The following is a 17156-nucleotide window of genomic DNA, read 5'->3' on the forward strand; positions in this document are numbered from 1 at the left end:
GGCACTCTAGCCTCCGAATGGCAGGCATTTCCAGGATTTCGCGTCCCGACACTCCGCGTACGGCCTCAGATTTCGGCCACGCCTTCCCGCTCGGCCCAGCCCTCCAGGCCGTTGGGCAGACGGATACGGACGAAGCGGCCCGTCTCTTCGAGCAGGCGCACCTTGAGGCCGGCGTGCACCTCGAAGATGGAACGGGCGCCGGGCTGAGGCAACTCGCGCGCCACCAGCGTGGGTGCCAGCACCACGGCCTCGTGCACCGTGGCCCCCACGTAGGCGTGCGTGGCCACCAGCAGCCCTGACGGCACCGCCACCGCGAAGAGCAGGACCGCCAGCACGCCCACCGCCGTCCGCCGGCCCCGCCCCAGCAAGCGCCAGACCAGCACGAGGACGAAGGCCGCTACCCAGGTGCCCAGGAAGGTCCACGCCACCACCGGGCCGTCCGTGGCCGCCGCGACGCGAGGCAGGAAGGCGTCTTCCGCGGTGGCGCCCACCACCTTGTCCACCTGCCGCGCCCGGGCCACGGAGAGGTTGGCTTCCAGGTCCGGCGCCGGCCCCCTTCCTTCCGCGCCTGTTCGAGCGCCAGCACCGCGCGGCCCAAATCCCCCTGGGCCAGGTGCGTGGTGCCCAGGTTGTAGAGCACGTCGGGGCCGCCCTGGCCGTTCGCCAGCAGCTTCTCGTAGCCCTCCTTGGCCGCCGCGTAGTCCTCATGCGCGTAGGCTTCGTTGGCCTTGAGGAAGATGTCCTGCGCCTCTTCCGGCGTGTAGTAGCCGCTCACGCCCAGCCCTCCATGGCCGCCGCGGCGGCATCCATCACCTTCTGCCGCTCGGCCGGGTCACCCCCGCCGCCGTAGCGCCCGAAGTCGCACGCCTCCAGCACGAAGAGCACCTTGGCGCGCCGCTCCGCATCCGCGCCCCCGCCGTCAGCTTCTCGGCGAGCACCTCGCGGGTGAGGCCCACCACCGGCATGCCCAGCCGTGCCTCCAGGAAGCCGTGCAGCGCCTTCTCCACCTCGCCGTAGAAGGCCCCCACGTCCCCGCTGGCCTGGAGCTTCTCCGCATCCGCCAGACGCTTGCGCGCGGCCTTCGCCTGCTGACGCCCACGCCCCGCCTCGGAGCGCAGCGCCAGCCGCCCGCGCACGCCGCCAATCAGCGCCACGCCCAACAGCAGCCCCAGCGGGGCCAGCACCGTCGGGACAAAGAAGCCCCGCTTCCACACGGGCACGCCCGGCGCCTCGAAGCGGGCCTGGTAGCGCACCGGCCGCAAACCTCCCGCCGTCAGCACGTTCTTCTGCTCGTTGGCCTGGTCCGACGAAGACTGAGGCGACGCCGAGGCGATGGACGATGCTCCGCCCGCGCCCGCCTCCACCGTAATCGTCACCGGGTCGGTGCGCGCCACCTCGTACTTGCGGGCGCGCGGGTCGAAGTAGGTGAACTCCAGCGCGGGCAACGTGAAGCTGCCCGTGCGCTGCGGCATCACCAGGTACTCCATCACCCGCCGGCCCTGCACACGGTGGCGCTGCGGCGACACCTTGTCCGTCGTGGTGGGGTCATAAATCTTGAGCGCGGCGGGGCCCTTCAGCGCGGGGGGCGTGACGTTCTTCACGTTGCCCACCCCTTCCAGGCTGACCTTCACCGTGACGGGCTGGCCCAGCTCCACGCGCGTCTGGGACACGTCCATGGACAGCCGCCAGTTGCCCACGTGCGCGTTGGGCATGTCCTCCGGCCCACCGGGCGGCAGCGGCTTCACCTTCACCTTGAGCGCGTTGGACACGCGGTGCACGCGGTGGCCGGCGAAGAGGAAGCCGGTGGTGATGTCCGCCTCCGCGGGGGTGATGGACAGCGTGCCGGACTTCACCGGGAAGATGGCGCGGCGGCGCAGCAGGTAGGCGCGGTACGGGATGCCGTCCACCACGCGCTGCTCGCCCGACAGCTGCGTGGGGCTCTCCACCTCTTCCGTCCAGAAGCCCTCCAGCTTGGGCATGGTGACGGCGTCCACGCTGGACAGGTCCACGCGCGAATAGATGTAGAGCGACAGCGTCACCTGCTCGCCCACGTACACGTTGTCCCGGTCCAGGCTGGCGCGCAGGAAGAGGTCGGAGTCCCCACGGGGAATCGTGGGCCGGTCCGGCTCCATCATGTCGCCGAAGGCCTCTTCCATCTGCTGCATCTGCGACTGGATGCTGGAGAAGGGGTCCGGCTGCCGGCCACCGCCACGTCCCGCCTGCCCCGGGGACGGCGCACCGCCCACCCGGCCGGCCTTCACCGTCAACTCCACGGGCTGCGTGCGGTACGTCTTGCCGCGCACCGTGATTTGCGACGGTGGAATCTTGAGCCGTCCCGCGCGCGTGGCCTGCATCACCAACACGTGCCGCGTGACGTCCTGGATGACGGCGGGGCCACCGCCCGACAGGGAGATGGAGCGCTGGCTGCTGCGCGAGCTGGAGAGGATGGAGAAGTCGTCCGACTCCGGCAGCTTCACCTGCGCGTTGGCGGGCGCGTCCACCACCACCACCGTGAGGCGGAAGGTGTCCTCGGTGCCCACCTCCGTACGGTCCGCCGTCTGGTAGAAATCGAGGTCATCCGAGGCCGCCCACGCTGGCGCGGTGGCCAGCAGGGCGAACACGGCGAACACCACGCCGAGGGCGCTACCAGTCCTTCTCATTCGGCTTCCTCTGCTTCTTCTTCTGCTGGAACCGCCAGAGCTGGAGGTTCTTCTCATTCTGCTTCATCGCATCCAGCAGGCGCTCCGCCTCCTGCCGATCCAGGTCCGACTGGCTGGAGCCACCGTCCGCCTCGGATTCCTCCGAGTCTTCTTCTCCCGCGCTGCCGCCGTCGCTGCCACCGTCCTGGGGCTCGCCCTCTCCGTCATCCTGTCCACCATCCGCGCCGCCGTCCGCGCCCCCGTCGCCCTTGTCCGGTGGGCCCTGCTCGCCGCCGTCCGCGCCTCCGTCAGAGCCGCCGTCGCTGCCACCATCCCCGTCGCCACCGTCCGCGCCGCCGTCCATGCCGCCATCGCTGGCGCCACCATCCGCGCCGCCGTCGGCACCACCGTCCGAGCCACCATCGGTGCCACCGTCCTGGGGCGTGCCGCCGTCGCCCTTCGTGCCGCCGTCCTCGCCGGCATCCGGGCGCCCACCGTCACTGCCGCCGTCGTTGCCACCGTCCGTGCCGCCGTCCTGGCCCTTGTCCTGCGGCGGCGGCAGGTTGCGCAACACCACCTCGTAGTTGTGGCGGGCCTGCACGTCCTGCGGGTCCAGCGTGAGCGCGCGCCGGTAGGCCTTCAGCGCTTCCTGCCGGTCTCCGGTGGTCGCATGCAGGTTGCCCAGGTTGTACCAGGCCTTCTGCCGGAGGTCGGCGCGGTTGGACTCCGTCACCGACTGGAACAGCGCCTTTGCATCCGCGATGCGCCCCAGCTTGGCCATCGCGTCCGCGCGATTGAAGTCCACCGTGACGTCGTTGGGGCGCTCCTTCTTCGCGGCCTCGAACGCCTCCAGCGCTTCCTCGAACCGACCCGCCGTGTACGCCTCGCGGCCCTGCTCCACCAGCGGGTGGCCCCGCTCCAGCGGCCCCGCGGCCCACACGGGCGACGGCAGCGCCAGCGACGTCACCAGGCCCCACGTCAGCCACCGCACAGCGCGCGTCCTCGCGGCGCTCATGGTGACGGCCTCCGGCGCGACGACGGCAAGAGCAACATGCCCAGCGCCAGCAAGGCCAGCCCCGGGATGGCGAACGACTGGAAGCGCTCGTCGTAGCGGACCGTCACCCGGCTCTCCAGCTCACTCTTCTGCATCTGGTCGATGCGCTCCACCACCTGCGACATGGCCACGCCACGGGGCTGGAAATAGAAGGTGCCCCCGGTGGCCTCGGCGATGGCCGTCAGCCCCGCCCGGTCCAACCGCGTAATCACCGTCTCCCCCGCGGCGTCCTTCTTGTAGTCCACGAACGCGCCGCGCCGGTCGAAGACGGGGATGGGCTCACCGGACTCCGAGCCCACGCCCACCGCCAGCACCTGCACGCCCGCGTCCTTCAGCGCCTCGGTGGCCTCCGCCACATCGCCAACCAGGTCCTCGCCGTCCGTCAGCAGGACGACCACGCGCTCCTTCGAGCCGCGGTCCGCGTTCTCCAGCACCTGCCGCGACAGCCGCAGCGCCGCGCCCACGTTGGTGCCGCCCTGGGGCATCACCTCCGGGTCCACCGCGCGCAAGAACAGCTTCACCGCCGAGTAGTCCGACGTGAGCGGGGACTGGATGAACGCATCACCCGCGAACACCACCAGGCCCACGCGGTCGCCCTTCAGCTCGTCCAGCAGCGTGGTCAGCTCCAGCTTCGCGCGCTCCAGGCGGCTGGGCTGGATGTCCCGCGCCAGCATGGACTTGGAGGCATCCAGCGCCACCACCACGTCGATGCCGCGCCGCTTCGTCAGCTCGCTCTTGGTGCCACACTGCGGCTGTGCCAGCGCGAAGCCGAAGAGCGCCAACCCCAGGCCGTACAACCCGCCCTGCGTGGCCGGACGCCACACCGACACGCCCGGCGTGAAGCGCTCCGCGTGGCGTTCATGCAGCAGCGCCCGCACGCGCGAGCGGCGCCGCAGCGCCCCCACCAGCGCGAGCAGGCCCAGCGTCATGCCCGCGAGCACGAACAGCAGGAAGAGGGGCTGCGCGAGCCCCGCCTGGTAACCGAGCACGGTGAAGCGCCAGGGTTCCACGGGCGTCACGGGAAGACCCTCAGGAAGGAGGCGCGCAGGAGCAGCTCCAGCGCGGCGAGGCCGAAGGCGGCCAGGAGGAAGGGATGGAACTCCTCGCGGTAGGTGGCGCTGGCGCCGCCCTCCATCAGCTTCGAGCGCTCCAACGAATCGAGCACCTTCTGGAGTCCCTCTCGCAGCTGCTCGGGGTCCGTGGCGCGGTAGTACTCGCCGCCAGTGCGGTCCGCGATGTCCTGCATCAGCTCCGGGTTGATGGGAATCTCCGTGTCGCGCCACACGGTGTTGCCGAACAGGTCCGTGCCCTGCGGGAAGGGCACCTTGCCGCCCTTGCCCACCAGAATCGTGTAGATGGGCACCTTCAGCGCCTGGGCCATGTTCGCCGAGTCCATGGGCGAAATCTTCCCGGAGTTGTTGTCGCCGTCGGTGATGAGCACCACCACCCGGCTCTTCGCCTCCGAGTCCCGCAGGCGGTTGAGGGACGTGGCCAGCGCGTCACCAATGGCCGTGCCGTCCTCCAGCACGCGCGTGCGCAGCTGCTTCACCACTTCCTTCAGCACGCCGTAGTCCAGCGTCAGCGGCGCCTGCGTGTACGCCGCGCCCGCGAACACCACCAGGCCGATGCGGTCATTCACCCGATTGGCGATGAACTCGCTCAGCACTTCCTTGGCGACGTGCATGCGGTTCTGCGGACGGAAGTCACCGGCCTCCATCGACGTGGACAGGTCCAACGCCACCACGATGTCGATGCCCTCCACCGACAAGTCCCGCACGCGCGAGTCACGCACCTGAGGACGGGCGATGGCCAGCACCGCCGCCGTCACCGCCGCCACGCGAAGCAGCGGCAGCAGCGGCAGCAGGTACGCGCGGAAGCCGCGGCCACCCCGGGCGAAGACATGCGCCGCGGAGAAGCGCAGCGTGGCGCGGGCGCGCCGCTCCCGCCACGCCTGCCAGAGCAGCAGCGGCACGAGCAGCAGCCCCCAGAGCGCCTCGGGGTTATTGAACGCGGGGAGCGGCGGCATTGTCGGGAGCCTGGGGCGGCGGTGGCGGAACGTACGTCGTGTCGATGAGCGAGTAGCCGAAGGCCAGCGCGTCGCGGCAGGCGTCAGCGGAGGCATCCGCGCGTGCGTACTTCACCATGTCCGACTCGGACACGAAGCGCATCAGCTTGTCCTCCGGCAGCCCCGGCGTGGACATGCGCCGCAGCGACGCCATCAGCTCGGAGCTGGTGCACTCCAGCGCCTCGAAGCCGTAGCGCTCGCCCAGGTAGCCCCGGACGATTTCGGACAGCCGGAAGTAGAAGTCCTTCACCCGGCCGCGCGAGGGCAGGTCCTCCGCCTTCAGCGCGTCCAGCGCCTTGCGGGTGCGCACGTCCAGGGGCAGCGCCGGCACCACCTCCACATGCTTGGGCCGGTTCCTCCACCAGCGGAAGAGCACCCACGCCAGCAGCGCCGCCGCCAGCACGCCCAGCACCGTGAGCACCAGACGCCACGAACGGATGGGCACCTCCTCCGGCGGCTTGTAGTCGAAGAGGTCCGCGCCCTGCCCCTCCGCGTCCGGCGGCAGCGTGGACGTCACCTCCACCGTGCGGCCCGGCACCGTGAACGCCTTGGGCCCCTCCGGCGTGGCCACGTCGAAGGGCAGTGCCGGCACCGCCACCGAGCCCAGGGCGAAGGCGGACATCCGCACCCGGAACGTGGTGGTCGCAGACTCCTGCCCGTCCTGGCGCTGGCGCGTCTGGTCCAGGAACTCGAAGTCCCCCGTCTCCTGGGGCACCTTCAGTTCGTAGCGGTGGTCCTTCGGATGGGTGATGACCACCTCGTAGACGAAGGGGTCACCGATGCGGACCTGCTCCGGCTCCAGCCGCACGGACAGGTTCCGCGGTTCGACCTGCTCCGTCGTCGCGGCCGCCGGTGCAGGGGCCGGAGCCTGGGCCCACGCGGGAGCCGCCACCACCAGCGCCGCCACCACGAGCCACACCGCCAGCAGGGGGATGAGCCGGTTCATGCCGCCATCCTCCGGGCCCGCGCGCGGAAGAAGTTCGCCAGCGCCTTGCCGTGGTCATCACCCGCGCGCAGCTCCACGTGGTCCAGCTCCAGCTTCTTGAACAGCTTGCGCCGCTCGTCGCGCGCGGCCTGCATGGCCCGGGCGAAGCGGCCCCGCACGCGCGGGTCGCTGGTGTCGACGACGAAGCGCTCGCCCGTCTCCGGGTCCTCCATGTCCACCAGGCCCAGCCGGGGGAAGGCCTCCTCCAACGGGTCCGCCACCACCACTGGCACCAGGTCGTGCTTGCGCCCCACCAGCCGCAGCGGCTTCTCGTAGTCGTGCGCCTGGAAGTCGGAGATGAGGAACGTCACCGCCTTCCGCTTCGCCACCCGCGTCAGGTAGTTGAGCCCCGCGGCCAGGTCCGTCCCACGCCCCTGCGGCTGGAACGTGAGGATGTCGCTCACCAGCCGCAGCACGTGCGTGCGGCCCTTGCGCGGCGGCACCACCTTCTCCACCCGGTCCGAGAAGAGGACGAGCCCCACCCGGTCATTGTTGGCGATGGCGCTGAAGGCAATCTGCGCCGCGACCTCCGCGGCGATCTCCGACTTGGTGCGCTCGCGCGAGCCGAACTCCTTCGACGCGGAGACGTCCACCACCAGCATCACCGTCAGCTCGCGCTCCTCGGTGAAGACCTTGACGTAGGCCTCATCCATGCGCGCGGTGACGTTCCAGTCGATGATGCGAATCTCGTCACCGGGCTGGTACTGGCGCACCTCGGAGAAGGCCATGCCCCGGCCCTTGAAGACCGAATGGTACTGGCCGGCGAGCATGTCGGAGACCACCTTGCGGGTGCGAATCTCCAGCTTGCGGATGCGGCGGATGAGGTCCTTGGGAAGCACGGGGCGCCTGGCGGGCTCGAGGAGGAAGGGTCAGGGGACTTCGACGCGGTCGAACACGCGCTGGATGATTTTCTCCGGCGTGAGGTCTTCCGCCTCCGCCTCGTACGTCATGGCGACGCGATGGCGGAGCACGTCGAAGGCAATGGCCTTCACGTCTTCGGGGGTGACGAAGCCGCGGTGGCGCAGGAAGGCATGCGCGCGCGCCGCCTGGGCCAGCGCGATGGTGGCGCGCGGCGAGGCGCCGAACTGGATGTAGTCCGCCAGGTCCTTGAGGCCGTACTTGCTGGGCTCGCGCGTGGCGAACACCACGTTGAGGATGTACTCCTTCACCTTCTCGTCCATGTAGATGTGGTGGACGAGCTCGCGCGCACGGACCAGGTGCTGAAGGTCGATGACCCGCTGGGCGCGCGGCGACGAGCCACCGGACATCCGGTCCATGATGACCTTCTCTTCGTCGCGCGTCGGGTAGCCCACCTTCACCTTGAGCATGAAGCGGTCCACCTGCGCCTCGGGCAGCGGGTAGGTGCCTTCCTGCTCGATGGGGTTCTGCGTCGCCAGCACCAGGAAGGGCGCGGGCAACGGGAAGGACTGGTCGCCGATGGTGACCTGGCGCTCGGCCATGGCCTCCAGGAGCGCGGACTGCACCTTCGCCGGGGCGCGGTTGATTTCGTCCGCGAGCACGATGTTGGCGAAGATGGGCCCCTTGCGGACGGTGAAGTTCGCCGCCTGCTGGTTGTAGATCATGGTGCCCACCACGTCCGCGGGCAGCAGGTCCGGGGTGAACTGGATGCGCATGAAGGTGGCGCTGAGCGAATCCGCCACGGTGCGCACCGTCAGCGTCTTGGCGAGGCCGGGCACGCCCTCCAGCAGCACGTGCCCGTTGCACAGCAGGCCGATGAGGATGCGCTCCAGCATGTAGCGCTGCCCGACGATGACCTTGCTGGTTTCCTGGTTGAGGACCTCGACGAAGCTGCTTTCCTGCTGCACGCGTTCGGTGAGCGCGCGAATGTCGGTGTTCATGTCGCCTCGTGTCGGACTGGCGGCGGGCAGCCTAGGGTTTACAGGGTATCCGGCTCAACACCGCTGAGGGCCGCGCATTCCAGTATGTTGCCCGCCCGTCCGCCCCTCCTGGAGTGTCCTCCCCATGTACCACTCACAGCCGCCACGCCAACCCCTGTTCCACTCCCGGCGGACGCCGGTGTCGAGGAAGGCGGCATGAAGGCCCCCTCGGTGGGGCCGGTGGAAGCCGCGCTGCTGGCCCAGCTGGCCCCGGCGGTGGTCGCGACGGTTCACTGGTTACCGGGCGGCGGGGCCCTCCGGGTCCTGGAGGCGGGCGCCGGCCCCACGGTGGTGCTTCTCCACGGGCGAGGCGGCGCGGCCTCCCAGTGGTTCACCTACCTGACGGTCCTCGCCCGGAACCACCGCGTGCTGGCGGTGGACCTCCCGGGCTTCGGCATGTCGTCCACCCCCGAAGGCCCGCTGGCCACCGGCGAGGACGCGGCGGCCTTCTTCACCGCTCCCATCGAGGCGCTGCTGTCCCAGCTCGCCCCGGGCCCGGTGGCCGTGGTGGGCCACTCGCTGGGCGGGCTCGTGGCGCTGGAGCTCGCGCTGCGCGGCCGGGTACCGGTGGAGCGGCTGGCCCTGGTGGATGCCATGGGCCTGGGCCCGGAGATGACGCGAAAAGCCCGCCTCTTCTTCCGCGCCGGTCCCGAACGGCTGGCGCGCTCGCTGGGGCCATGGGCCTGGGCTCAGATGATGCCGCCGCCCCCGACGCCGCTGGGTGAGCGACTGGGCGCCCTGGAGTACGAGCTGCTCACCCGCCCGGGTGCCAGCCCCGACGCCACGCGGGCCTTCAACCGGCTCGTGCCCGTGGCCGGGCCTGTCTTTCATCGCGCGGAAAAGCTCGGCGCCATCACGGCGCCGGTGCTGCTCGTCTGGGGCGAGCACGAGGACACCCTGCCCGTCTCCATCGCCGAGCGGGCGGCACGGCGCCTTCCCCGGGCCCGGCTCCTACGCCTGGACGCGGGCCACAGCCCCCACCAGGAACGTCCGGAGCGCGTGCTCCCCGAGCTGAAGGCGTTCCTCGCCGCGCCCCAGGAGCACTAGCGGGCGCCCGGCAGGCAGACGCCCGACGGCGTTCGGGTGACACGGCCTCGTCCGGCAGTCGGAGCTCGTCCTGGCGGCGCTTGTCCTGGCCTTCCTGGATGGCGACCGTCCCGCTGTGTCATCCAGGGACACCGCCGCCAGGGAGGCTGCCATGAATCACAAGACGCACGAGCGCCATGACCACGTCCATGCCAAGGGCTGTGGCCACCCCGCCATCCAGCATCAGGACCACGTGGACTATCTGCACGACGGGCACCTGCACCACCCGCACTCGGACCACACGGACGAGTGCACGCTCGCCGAAGACGCACGCAACCCCGCGCAATGCACGCCGCAGCATGCCTGTGGTGCCCATGAAGCCACGCACCGCCACGGCCCCTCGTGTGGCCACGCGGCCGCGCCGCACGGAGACCACATGGACTATCTCGTGGACGGCCACCTGCATCACCCGCACGACGGCCACTGCGACGACCACGGCAAGGTGCAGGTCCTGGGCTGAAACGAAGACGTGGCGGAAGACCTCTCCCCCGAGAGGCCCCGCCCGTCTTCACGCGGCACAGAGGCGTGCCGTCTCAGGCCTGGGACGGCGCGCCGTGCTGTGCCTGGCGATCCACCAGTTGTTTGCGCACCTCGTTCATGTCGAGCGCGCGCACCTGGCGGATGAGGTCATCCAGCGCGTTGGCCGGCAGCGCTCCCGCCTGTTCGAACAACATGATGCCGTCACGGAAGACCATCAGCGTGGGGATGGAGCGGATGGCGAAAGCCCCCGCGAGTTCCGCCTCTGCGTCGGTGTCGAGCTTGCCGAAGACGAGGTCCGGATTCTTCGCGCTCGCCTGTTCGAACACAGGCGCGAAGGTGCGGCACGGTGCGCACCACTCGGCCCACCAGTCGAGGAGGACGATTCCCTCCTTCGAGACGATTTCCTTGAAGTTGGCTTTGGTGATGTCGATGGTTGCCATGCCCTGACACTGGGCCCTCCCCCCCGGAGGCGCCAGTGTCAGGATGTGGCCAGCCAGGCTCCCCCCAGGGCCCGGCTCCCAGTCACCTCCAGCGCAGCGCGGCGGCCCATGACGGGTGGGCCGCCGGGACAGCGGGCGGGCTCAGCCCCAGACGCTCGCCCGGCCCATGAACTGCGCCAGGTCCAGGCGGTTGGACTGCGTCTCGCGGCGGGGCGCCTTCGCCGTGAAGGACTCCAAATCCTGGAGGCTGATGTGGACCTCCTTGCTGGACTTGGACTTGCTCGCGCCCTGGTCCACCGAGCGCAACGCCGTGGGGTGGTTGATCAGGAACTGCGCCGCCTCACGGAGCTCCTTCGGCGCGCCGCTGCTCGGGTCCGCCACGCGCTTGAGCTCCGACATGCCGATGTTGTTGTCCCCCGCGCCCTTGCCGCTGGCGTTCATGCCCACGCCCTCGGCGAAGTTGAAGTGGTCCTTGAGCGTCTGGGCCGCCTTGTAGACGTCCATGGGCTCCTGGCGGCCAGCGCCGAAGGGCGGGCGGGACTGCGGGCCGCACAGGTCCAGCCGCGGCGGCAGGTTGGGACGGTGGGGGTTGGGCAGGCCGCCCGGGCCACCGAGTCCGCCACCGCAGCCGCCGCCGAACCCGGAGCCGAACAGCGGCGGACGCGGCGGGAAGCCGGCCGCTGCGGAGCCCCGGAGTCCGACGCATTGCCCGCGCGCGCCTGGAGGTCCGCCTTGCTCAGGTGCACCTCATTGTTGCCGCCATGGGCCTTGCTGGCGCCCTGGTCCAGCGAGCGCAGGGCGATGGGGTGGTCGAGCATCCACTTCGCGGCGGCGCGGACGTCGGGCGGGAAGCCACTGTTCGGGTCCGCCACGCGCTTGAGCTCCGACGTCCCGATGTTGTTGTCCCCGGCGCCCTTGCCGCTGGCGTTCATGCCCACGCCCTCGATGGCGTCGAAGTGCTTGAGCACCGTCTGCGCCGCCTTGGACGGGTCCATCGACTGATAAGCCGCCTGGTAGCGGTCCGTGGGGCCGCAGCCACGGGTGTTGCCGGAGAAGCCGTTGCACAGAATGGACTTCGCGATGGACAGGCTCATGGTCGTGACTCCTGATAGCGATTGCTACGATGGTTTGGATTGGGGGCAGCTGGCTGTTTCAGCCGAAAGCCCCGCGCGCAGACTACATGAACATTCTCTGTCGGATACGCGCGGTGTTTCGTGCGGTGTTTTCATTTATTTTTCGCGCGCTTCCGAGGGAAACGAGCGCAAAACAAAGACAAACAAACCCACCCGCAAAGTGCCTTGCCATTCAAGGCAAGACATCGCGGGTGGGCGGCTCGGTGGTGTCGTTCTCGATGCGGCCCCAGGCCATTGCAGTGGGTGTGCCAGGGCCCTCCAGTGCCTCCGGAGCCAATGCGAGGCGCGCGCCCTAGAGGAGGACGCCCGGCAAGGCGCTCCGGCGGGCCTGGTAACCGCGGTTGTCAGGTGGCAACAACAGTTGTCACCCCCCCTCCCCTACCTGGGTGCGGTGGTAGCCTGCCCGCCGTGGCGGACCCAGGTGACATGGACACGGAGATGGACGCGCTGGTCCAGACGGCGCCCGTCCCGGTGGCGCGGCGCGGCCCCTTGCGGTTGAAGCTGCTGGTGCTCTCCGGGGAGCAGGCGGGACACAGCCATGTCCTGCGCCCGGGGGTGGTCCGACTCGGCACGTCCTCGACGTGCGACATCGTCTTGACGGACCGCGTCGTGTCCCGACAGCACCTCCAGTTGGAGGTGACAGACGAACGGGTGGTGGCCACCGACCTGGGCTCGCGCAACGGCACCTTCCATGAAGGGGTGCGCTTCACCGAGTTGGAGGTGCGGCCCGGGGCGTCGCTGACGCTGGGCACCGTCGTCCTCAAGGTGGTGCCCGAGGACTCACGGGAGCGGCCTCTACCGCTGTCCTCGCGGCGGAGCTTCGGCGCGCTCGTGGGCGCCAGCGTGAGGATGCGCGAGCTGTTCACCGTCCTGGAGCGGGTGGCCGCGGGTGGCGGGGACGTGCTCGTCCAAGGCGAGACGGGGACGGGCAAGGAGCTGTGCGCGGAGGCGATTCACCAGGAGAGCGCCCGGGCCGGTGGGCCCTTCATCATCGTGGACATCGCCGGGATTCCGCCCTCCTTGATGGAGTCGGAGCTCTTCGGGCACGTGAAGGGTGCCTTCACGGGCGCCCAGGCGGAGCGCGCCGGGGCCTTCGAGCGTGCCCAGGGAGGCACCGTCTTCCTGGATGAGGTCGGCGAGCTGCCGCTGGAGCTGCAACCCCGGCTCCTGCGCGCGCTGGAGCGCCGGCAGGTGAAGCGCGTGGGCGCCAACGACTACCGCACGGTGGACATGCGCGTCGTCGCGGCCACGCACGTCGACCTGGAGCAGGCCGTGCAACAGGGCCGGTTCCGCAAGGACCTCTATCACCGGCTCGCGGTGCTCAAGGTCATCCCGCCCCCACTGCGGGAGCGGGTGGAAGACCTGCCGCTGCTCATCGACGCCATGCTGGAGCGACTGGGCCGTCCGCCCAGCGCCCTGTCCGAACAGACGCGCGCCCTGCTGGCCCAGTATCCCTGGCCCGGCAACGTGCGCGAGCTGCGCAATGTGGTGGAGCAGGCCATCCATCTGGGCGAGGACACCTTGCCGCCCATGGACGCTCCCTCCGGTTCGATCCGGTCGCCACAAGGTGCGCTCGACGCGGAGCTGCCCTTCAAGGAGGCCAAGGAGCGGCTCATCGAGGTCTTCGAGCGGGACTACCTCCAGGGCCTCATCGCGCGCTGCGACCGGAACATCTCCCGCGCGGCCCGCGAGGCAGGCATCGCCCGGGTGTACCTGCGCAAGCTGCTCACGAAGCACGGGATGATGCTCGTGGACGAGGACGACGCACGGGATTGAGTGAGACGGCGCATGCGACCGCCCGTCCGCGCATGACCGCTCACGAAAGCGCGCGTCAGTCCTTCAGGTCGTTCATGAAGTGGAGGGGCTCACCAGGATTCACAGGCTGTCCATCCAGCCCGGTGAGTTCCTTGGAGGAGATGAGCCACACGTCCAGGTCGCCATCCCGGTCGAGATTGGCGACACAGGCGGCCGTGATGGCACAGTCAGGGCACTCCCCCCGAAAGGCCGACCTGCTTGGCCACGAGCACCGGCAATTCGCCGAACTTGATGGCCTTCAAGGCCGGGTTCGTCGCCACGTGGTCTGCCCCCCTCACGTCGCGCGATTCCTCCGCGGACCTGCGGCTGCTTGACTGGGAGGATGGCTCCGCCTGGACCGCGCGGAGCCCCCTGTTCAAACCCCAGTCCCCCCACGGCCGAGGCCGTCTCCGCTCAGCGCGTCTGCGACTCGCGACTGGACTCGCGCGTCGAGTGGATGCTCTGGAAGCCCGCGATGCACAGCTCGGCGCGCAGCGGCGCGGAGTTGTAGTACGGGCCACCGTCATACGGAGTGTCGATGCCGTTGCGGCGGTCCGGGTGCGAGTAACCGGCGATGTGCATCATCTCGTGGATGAGCGTCTGGGCAATCTCCGTGTCCCCCTGAGGGAAGAGCACGCCGAAGTTGATCCAGACATCGTCTCCCCCCAATTCCGCCCGCGCGTTGATGCCGGCCTCGTTCGTGCCCGAGTGGCGGATGGCCTTGCGATAGGCACTGCGCAGCGCGGCCTTCTCCAGGGTGGTCAGGTGGGTGCAGGTCTGGATGGCGTCCTGCGCTGCCTCGTGGCGCCGCAGCGTCCGGGCCCAGTTTTCGCCCGTGACGGTGGCGGTGTCGGAACTGAAGCGGTCCTGCATCGCGAGCACGTCCGCGAGCACGTCCCGCGAATCAGCGTAGCCCGGACGGATGAGGTGCATGCCGTACACCCTCGTGCCGCTGTAGATGGCGGAGTGGAAGGTGGGCAGGCCCGCGGCGAAGCCGTTCGAGGAGGCGTAGTCGTTGGCGGCGCGCATCATGGCCCCGGCGTCCGTCACATCCGGGTAGCCAATGGCCCAGCCCGGGACGTCGCGGAACTCGACGACGCTGGGGTGGAGGAAGTGGATGCCGTACTCCACGATGGAGCCGTTGAGGCCCTGCTCGAACGCGGGCAGCGCGATACCCAACCCGTGCGCGTTGCCGTAGTCCTGCGCGCGGCGGAACAACTCCGGGATGTTGCTCAGCGCCGTGTTGCCCAGGGAGGAGCGGGGCACCGCGAGGTAGTGCGCCACGGTGCCCGGCTTGAGCAGGATGGTGCCACGCACCACGCCCGCGCCGTAGTTGGCCTCATGAAAGTTGCCGAAGCCCGCCGCGTAGCCGTGAATGCCCGCGTAGCGGTTGGCGGTGCGAAAGCGGAAGTCACTGGCCGTCTCCACCGCGGACGCGGTGGTGCCCACGGCCTCCTCGGGCAGCGCCATGTCCGCCATGGCGTCGGCGTCCATCATCTCGCCGCCGCACCCCAGCAACGCCATCGACGTGGAAATGCATACACCCAGGGAGAGACGCTTCATCATCGAGCGCACGGTTGAAACCTTTCTGTGGATTGGCGAGCGAGGCGGAACGGGACGCAGGCCCGTCCATCCGTCCGTCGCTCTCAGAGTCAGATACGTAAAGCGCGGGATTTTCGGGTCGTCCGCCCACGACGATTTCGCCGGGCGAAGCGACGGCTCCCGGCGGACCGGGCCCGTCAACCGTCGACGTCGTTCACGACATTCGTCGGGGTGCCGGGAGGAACGGCCTCGCCGGACTCATCCTTGAGCGGCCTCGTGGAGATGAGCCAGACATCCACCGTGTCATCGATGTCGATGTTCCCCGCGCAGGCCATGGTGACGTAGCAATCCGGGCACGTCCCAAAGACGCCCACCTGCCGGGACACCCACGCGGGAAGGTCCGCCAGGGTGATGGCCCGGCGGCTCGTGTCCCGCGAGCGGTCCACGCCAACACCCTCCGCGTCCGCCGGAACCGCGTCCTCTTCCGCGTCACGCGTCACCAGCGGCCCCGTGCCCGTGAAGTACGCGTAGCGGTTGCCTCGCTCCGGGATGAAGCCCGCATTCACGATGCGCGGCTCGAACGTCCCGTGCTCGGCGTTGTGATTGCGCTGGGCGGCGTAGAGACCACGGAGGTTCGCCTTGCACTCCTGCTGCTTGGAGCGCACCGGAAGCTTGTTGTAGTTGGGGATGGCGATGGCGGCCAGGACGCCCACACAGGGGCAGAGCAAGAACACCCCCAGGGCCAGCGCCACGCCGCGCGGGCTCGCCCAATAGGAGCGCTTCGGGACGGCTGACAGGTTCCCGCAGGCACAGCGAATGATGGCGCCCGGGCCCCGCCCTGTTACGTCGAGCTCGCTGCCGCACTTCGGGCACTCCAGGTTCGCCGCCATGGACAGGGCCCCTTGGCACACGTGCGAGCCGCGCACGAGGGCGGGCAGCCTAGCATGGCCCACGGGCCGACCTTCGGACAGGCGCGGCAGGCACGCGAATGGACGCGCCACCCTGCCGGACAGCTAGACTGCGCCCGTGTTGAAACCCTTGCTCGACCTTGACGCGACGCCGGAACGACTCCGGGCACTCGCGGACGCTGGCATCCTGACGCCGACCACCCTGGAACGCGCGCTGCACCTGTCCGTGGCCACCCCGCCGCGGCAGGCCGGCGGCGCTTCCTCTCCACCACGCTGATGGGCCTGGGCGCGCTGCTGGTGCTCGCGGGGGTCATCTACTTCTTCGCGTACAACTGGGCGGACATGCACCGCTTCGCGAAGCTGGGCCTCATCGCGGCGGCCATCACCGGCACGGCCGTGGGCGCCTGGAAGCAAGGCGCGACGCTGGGCGGGCAACTGTCCCTGTTCGCGGCCTCGGTGCTCGTGGGCGCGCTGCTGGCCGTGTACGGACAGGCGTATCAGACGGGCGCGGACCCGTATGAGCTGTTCATCGGCTGGGCCGTGCTCATCCTTCCCTGGGTGGCGGTGTCCCGCTTCGCGCCCCTGGGGTTGCTGGCGCTGGTGCTGGTCAACACCGGCATCCTCCTCTTCTGGGAGCAGGTGCTGGATACGGAGCTGGACCAGACCTACTGGCTGGCGGTGGTGCTGGGCGGGCTCAACGGCTTCACCTGGGCCACCTACGAGCACTTCGCCAACCTGCGCGTGTCCTGGCTCCAGGCGCGCTGGGTGCCCCGGGTGATGGCGGTGATGGCGGTGGCCCCGGTGCTCATCGCCTCGGTGCCATTCATCATGCACCCGGCGCGAGCCCCCACCGGCGCCGTGGTGGCGCTCCTCCTGGTGCTGACCTCGCTCGCGGCCGAGTACGCCCTGCACCGGCACCTGAAGGGCGAGCTGTTCATGCTCACGCTCGGCGCGGTGAGCGTGATGACGCTCCTGACCTCCGGCGCCGTCAGCATCGTCTTCGACTCCTATCAGGACGTGGAAGTCCTGGGCCTCTTCGTGCTGCCGCTCTTCGTCATCGCCCAGGTGGCGCTCGCGGTGTGGTGGCTGCGGCACGAAGCCCGCGTCACCGTCGCCACGGAGGAGTCCTGAC

Annotated in this window: 15 protein-coding genes and 2 pseudogenes; 4 read left to right on the forward strand and 13 right to left on the reverse strand. The window is 69.8% G+C overall.

From position 1 onward, the window contains the following. Positions 1–65: 65 nt before the first annotated feature. From QEG98_RS30625 to QEG98_RS30660, 8 genes and pseudogenes are all read right to left on the reverse strand, one after another. Positions 66–775 (reverse strand): annotated as a pseudogene (locus tag QEG98_RS30625) (SH3 domain-containing protein). After that, a pseudogene (locus tag QEG98_RS30630) lies at positions 772–2660 on the reverse strand (BatD family protein). Before QEG98_RS30630 ends, QEG98_RS30625 begins: the two co-directional pseudogenes overlap by 4 nt. Further along, the gene (locus QEG98_RS30635) at positions 2644–3654 is read right to left on the reverse strand and encodes a tetratricopeptide repeat protein (protein ID WP_316563826.1); all 1011 of its coding nucleotides are present in this window, start codon (positions 3652–3654) and stop codon (positions 2644–2646) included. The pseudogene QEG98_RS30630 and the gene QEG98_RS30635 overlap by 17 nt, the downstream one beginning before the upstream one ends. Then, positions 3651–4712 (reverse strand): VWA domain-containing protein, encoded by a 1062-nt coding sequence (locus tag QEG98_RS30640; RefSeq protein WP_090490234.1) that lies wholly within the window; start codon positions 4710–4712, stop codon positions 3651–3653. Before QEG98_RS30640 ends, QEG98_RS30635 begins: the two co-directional genes overlap by 4 nt. Next, on the reverse strand, positions 4709–5719 hold the full coding sequence (locus tag QEG98_RS30645) for a vWA domain-containing protein (RefSeq protein ID WP_011555616.1): 1011 nt from the start codon (positions 5717–5719) through the stop codon (positions 4709–4711). Before QEG98_RS30645 ends, QEG98_RS30640 begins: the two co-directional genes overlap by 4 nt. Next, positions 5694–6704, reverse strand: coding sequence for a hypothetical protein (locus QEG98_RS30650; RefSeq protein WP_316563827.1), 1011 nt, complete (start codon positions 6702–6704; stop codon positions 5694–5696). Before QEG98_RS30650 ends, QEG98_RS30645 begins: the two co-directional genes overlap by 26 nt. Further along, complete coding sequence (locus tag QEG98_RS30655; protein ID WP_090490236.1) at positions 6701–7582, reverse strand: DUF58 domain-containing protein; 882 nt, start codon at positions 7580–7582, stop codon at positions 6701–6703. The genes QEG98_RS30650 and QEG98_RS30655 overlap by 4 nt, the downstream gene beginning before the upstream one ends. Before the next feature lie 30 nt (positions 7583–7612). Further along, complete coding sequence (locus tag QEG98_RS30660; protein WP_316563828.1) at positions 7613–8602, reverse strand: AAA family ATPase; 990 nt, start codon at positions 8600–8602, stop codon at positions 7613–7615. Between the two features lie 195 nt (positions 8603–8797). Here QEG98_RS30660 and QEG98_RS30665 point away from each other — a divergent pair, with 195 nt between their 5' ends. After that, positions 8798–9688 (forward strand): alpha/beta fold hydrolase, encoded by an 891-nt coding sequence (locus QEG98_RS30665; protein WP_316563829.1) that lies wholly within the window; start codon positions 8798–8800, stop codon positions 9686–9688. A gap of 151 nt (positions 9689–9839) precedes the next feature. Further along, the gene (locus tag QEG98_RS30670; protein WP_316563830.1) at positions 9840–10187 is read left to right on the forward strand and encodes a hypothetical protein; all 348 of its coding nucleotides are present in this window, start codon (positions 9840–9842) and stop codon (positions 10185–10187) included. Between the two features lie 73 nt (positions 10188–10260). On the opposite strand, the gene trxA is transcribed toward QEG98_RS30670, so the two are convergent. The 3 genes from trxA to QEG98_RS30685 form a co-directional block, all read right to left on the reverse strand. Then, positions 10261–10647, reverse strand: coding sequence for a thioredoxin (gene trxA, locus QEG98_RS30675; protein WP_316563831.1), 387 nt, complete (start codon positions 10645–10647; stop codon positions 10261–10263). 141 nt (positions 10648–10788) lie between these two features. Next, positions 10789–11151 carry a hypothetical protein gene (locus tag QEG98_RS30680; RefSeq protein WP_316563832.1) on the reverse strand — a complete coding sequence of 121 codons (363 nt, stop codon included), beginning with the start codon at positions 11149–11151 and terminating at the stop codon, positions 10789–10791. Beyond that, positions 11085–11741 carry a hypothetical protein gene (locus tag QEG98_RS30685; protein WP_316563833.1) on the reverse strand — a complete coding sequence of 219 codons (657 nt, stop codon included), beginning with the start codon at positions 11739–11741 and terminating at the stop codon, positions 11085–11087. Before QEG98_RS30685 ends, QEG98_RS30680 begins: the two co-directional genes overlap by 67 nt. 465 nt (positions 11742–12206) lie before the next feature. Between QEG98_RS30685 and QEG98_RS30690 the strand changes: the two genes are divergently transcribed. After that, complete coding sequence (locus QEG98_RS30690; protein WP_316567990.1) at positions 12207–13556, forward strand: sigma 54-interacting transcriptional regulator; 1350 nt, start codon at positions 12207–12209, stop codon at positions 13554–13556. A gap of 432 nt (positions 13557–13988) precedes the next feature. On the opposite strand, the gene QEG98_RS30695 is transcribed toward QEG98_RS30690, so the two are convergent. After that, on the reverse strand, positions 13989–15140 hold the full coding sequence (locus tag QEG98_RS30695; RefSeq protein ID WP_316563834.1) for a hypothetical protein: 1152 nt from the start codon (positions 15138–15140) through the stop codon (positions 13989–13991). A 173-nt stretch (positions 15141–15313) separates the two neighbouring features. Next, positions 15314–16006, reverse strand: a complete 693-nt coding sequence (locus QEG98_RS30700; protein ID WP_316563835.1) for a fimbrial protein — start codon at positions 16004–16006, stop codon at positions 15314–15316. A 294-nt stretch (positions 16007–16300) separates the two neighbouring features. Here QEG98_RS30700 and QEG98_RS30705 point away from each other — a divergent pair, with 294 nt between their 5' ends. Continuing rightward, positions 16301–17155, forward strand: a complete 855-nt coding sequence (locus QEG98_RS30705) for a DUF2157 domain-containing protein (RefSeq protein WP_316563836.1) — start codon at positions 16301–16303, stop codon at positions 17153–17155. The last annotated feature ends 1 nt before the right edge of the window (position 17156 follow it).

It is taken from the genome of Myxococcus sp. MxC21-1, from assembly GCF_032612255.1.
GTDB lineage: Bacteria > Myxococcota > Myxococcia > Myxococcales > Myxococcaceae > Myxococcus > Myxococcus virescens.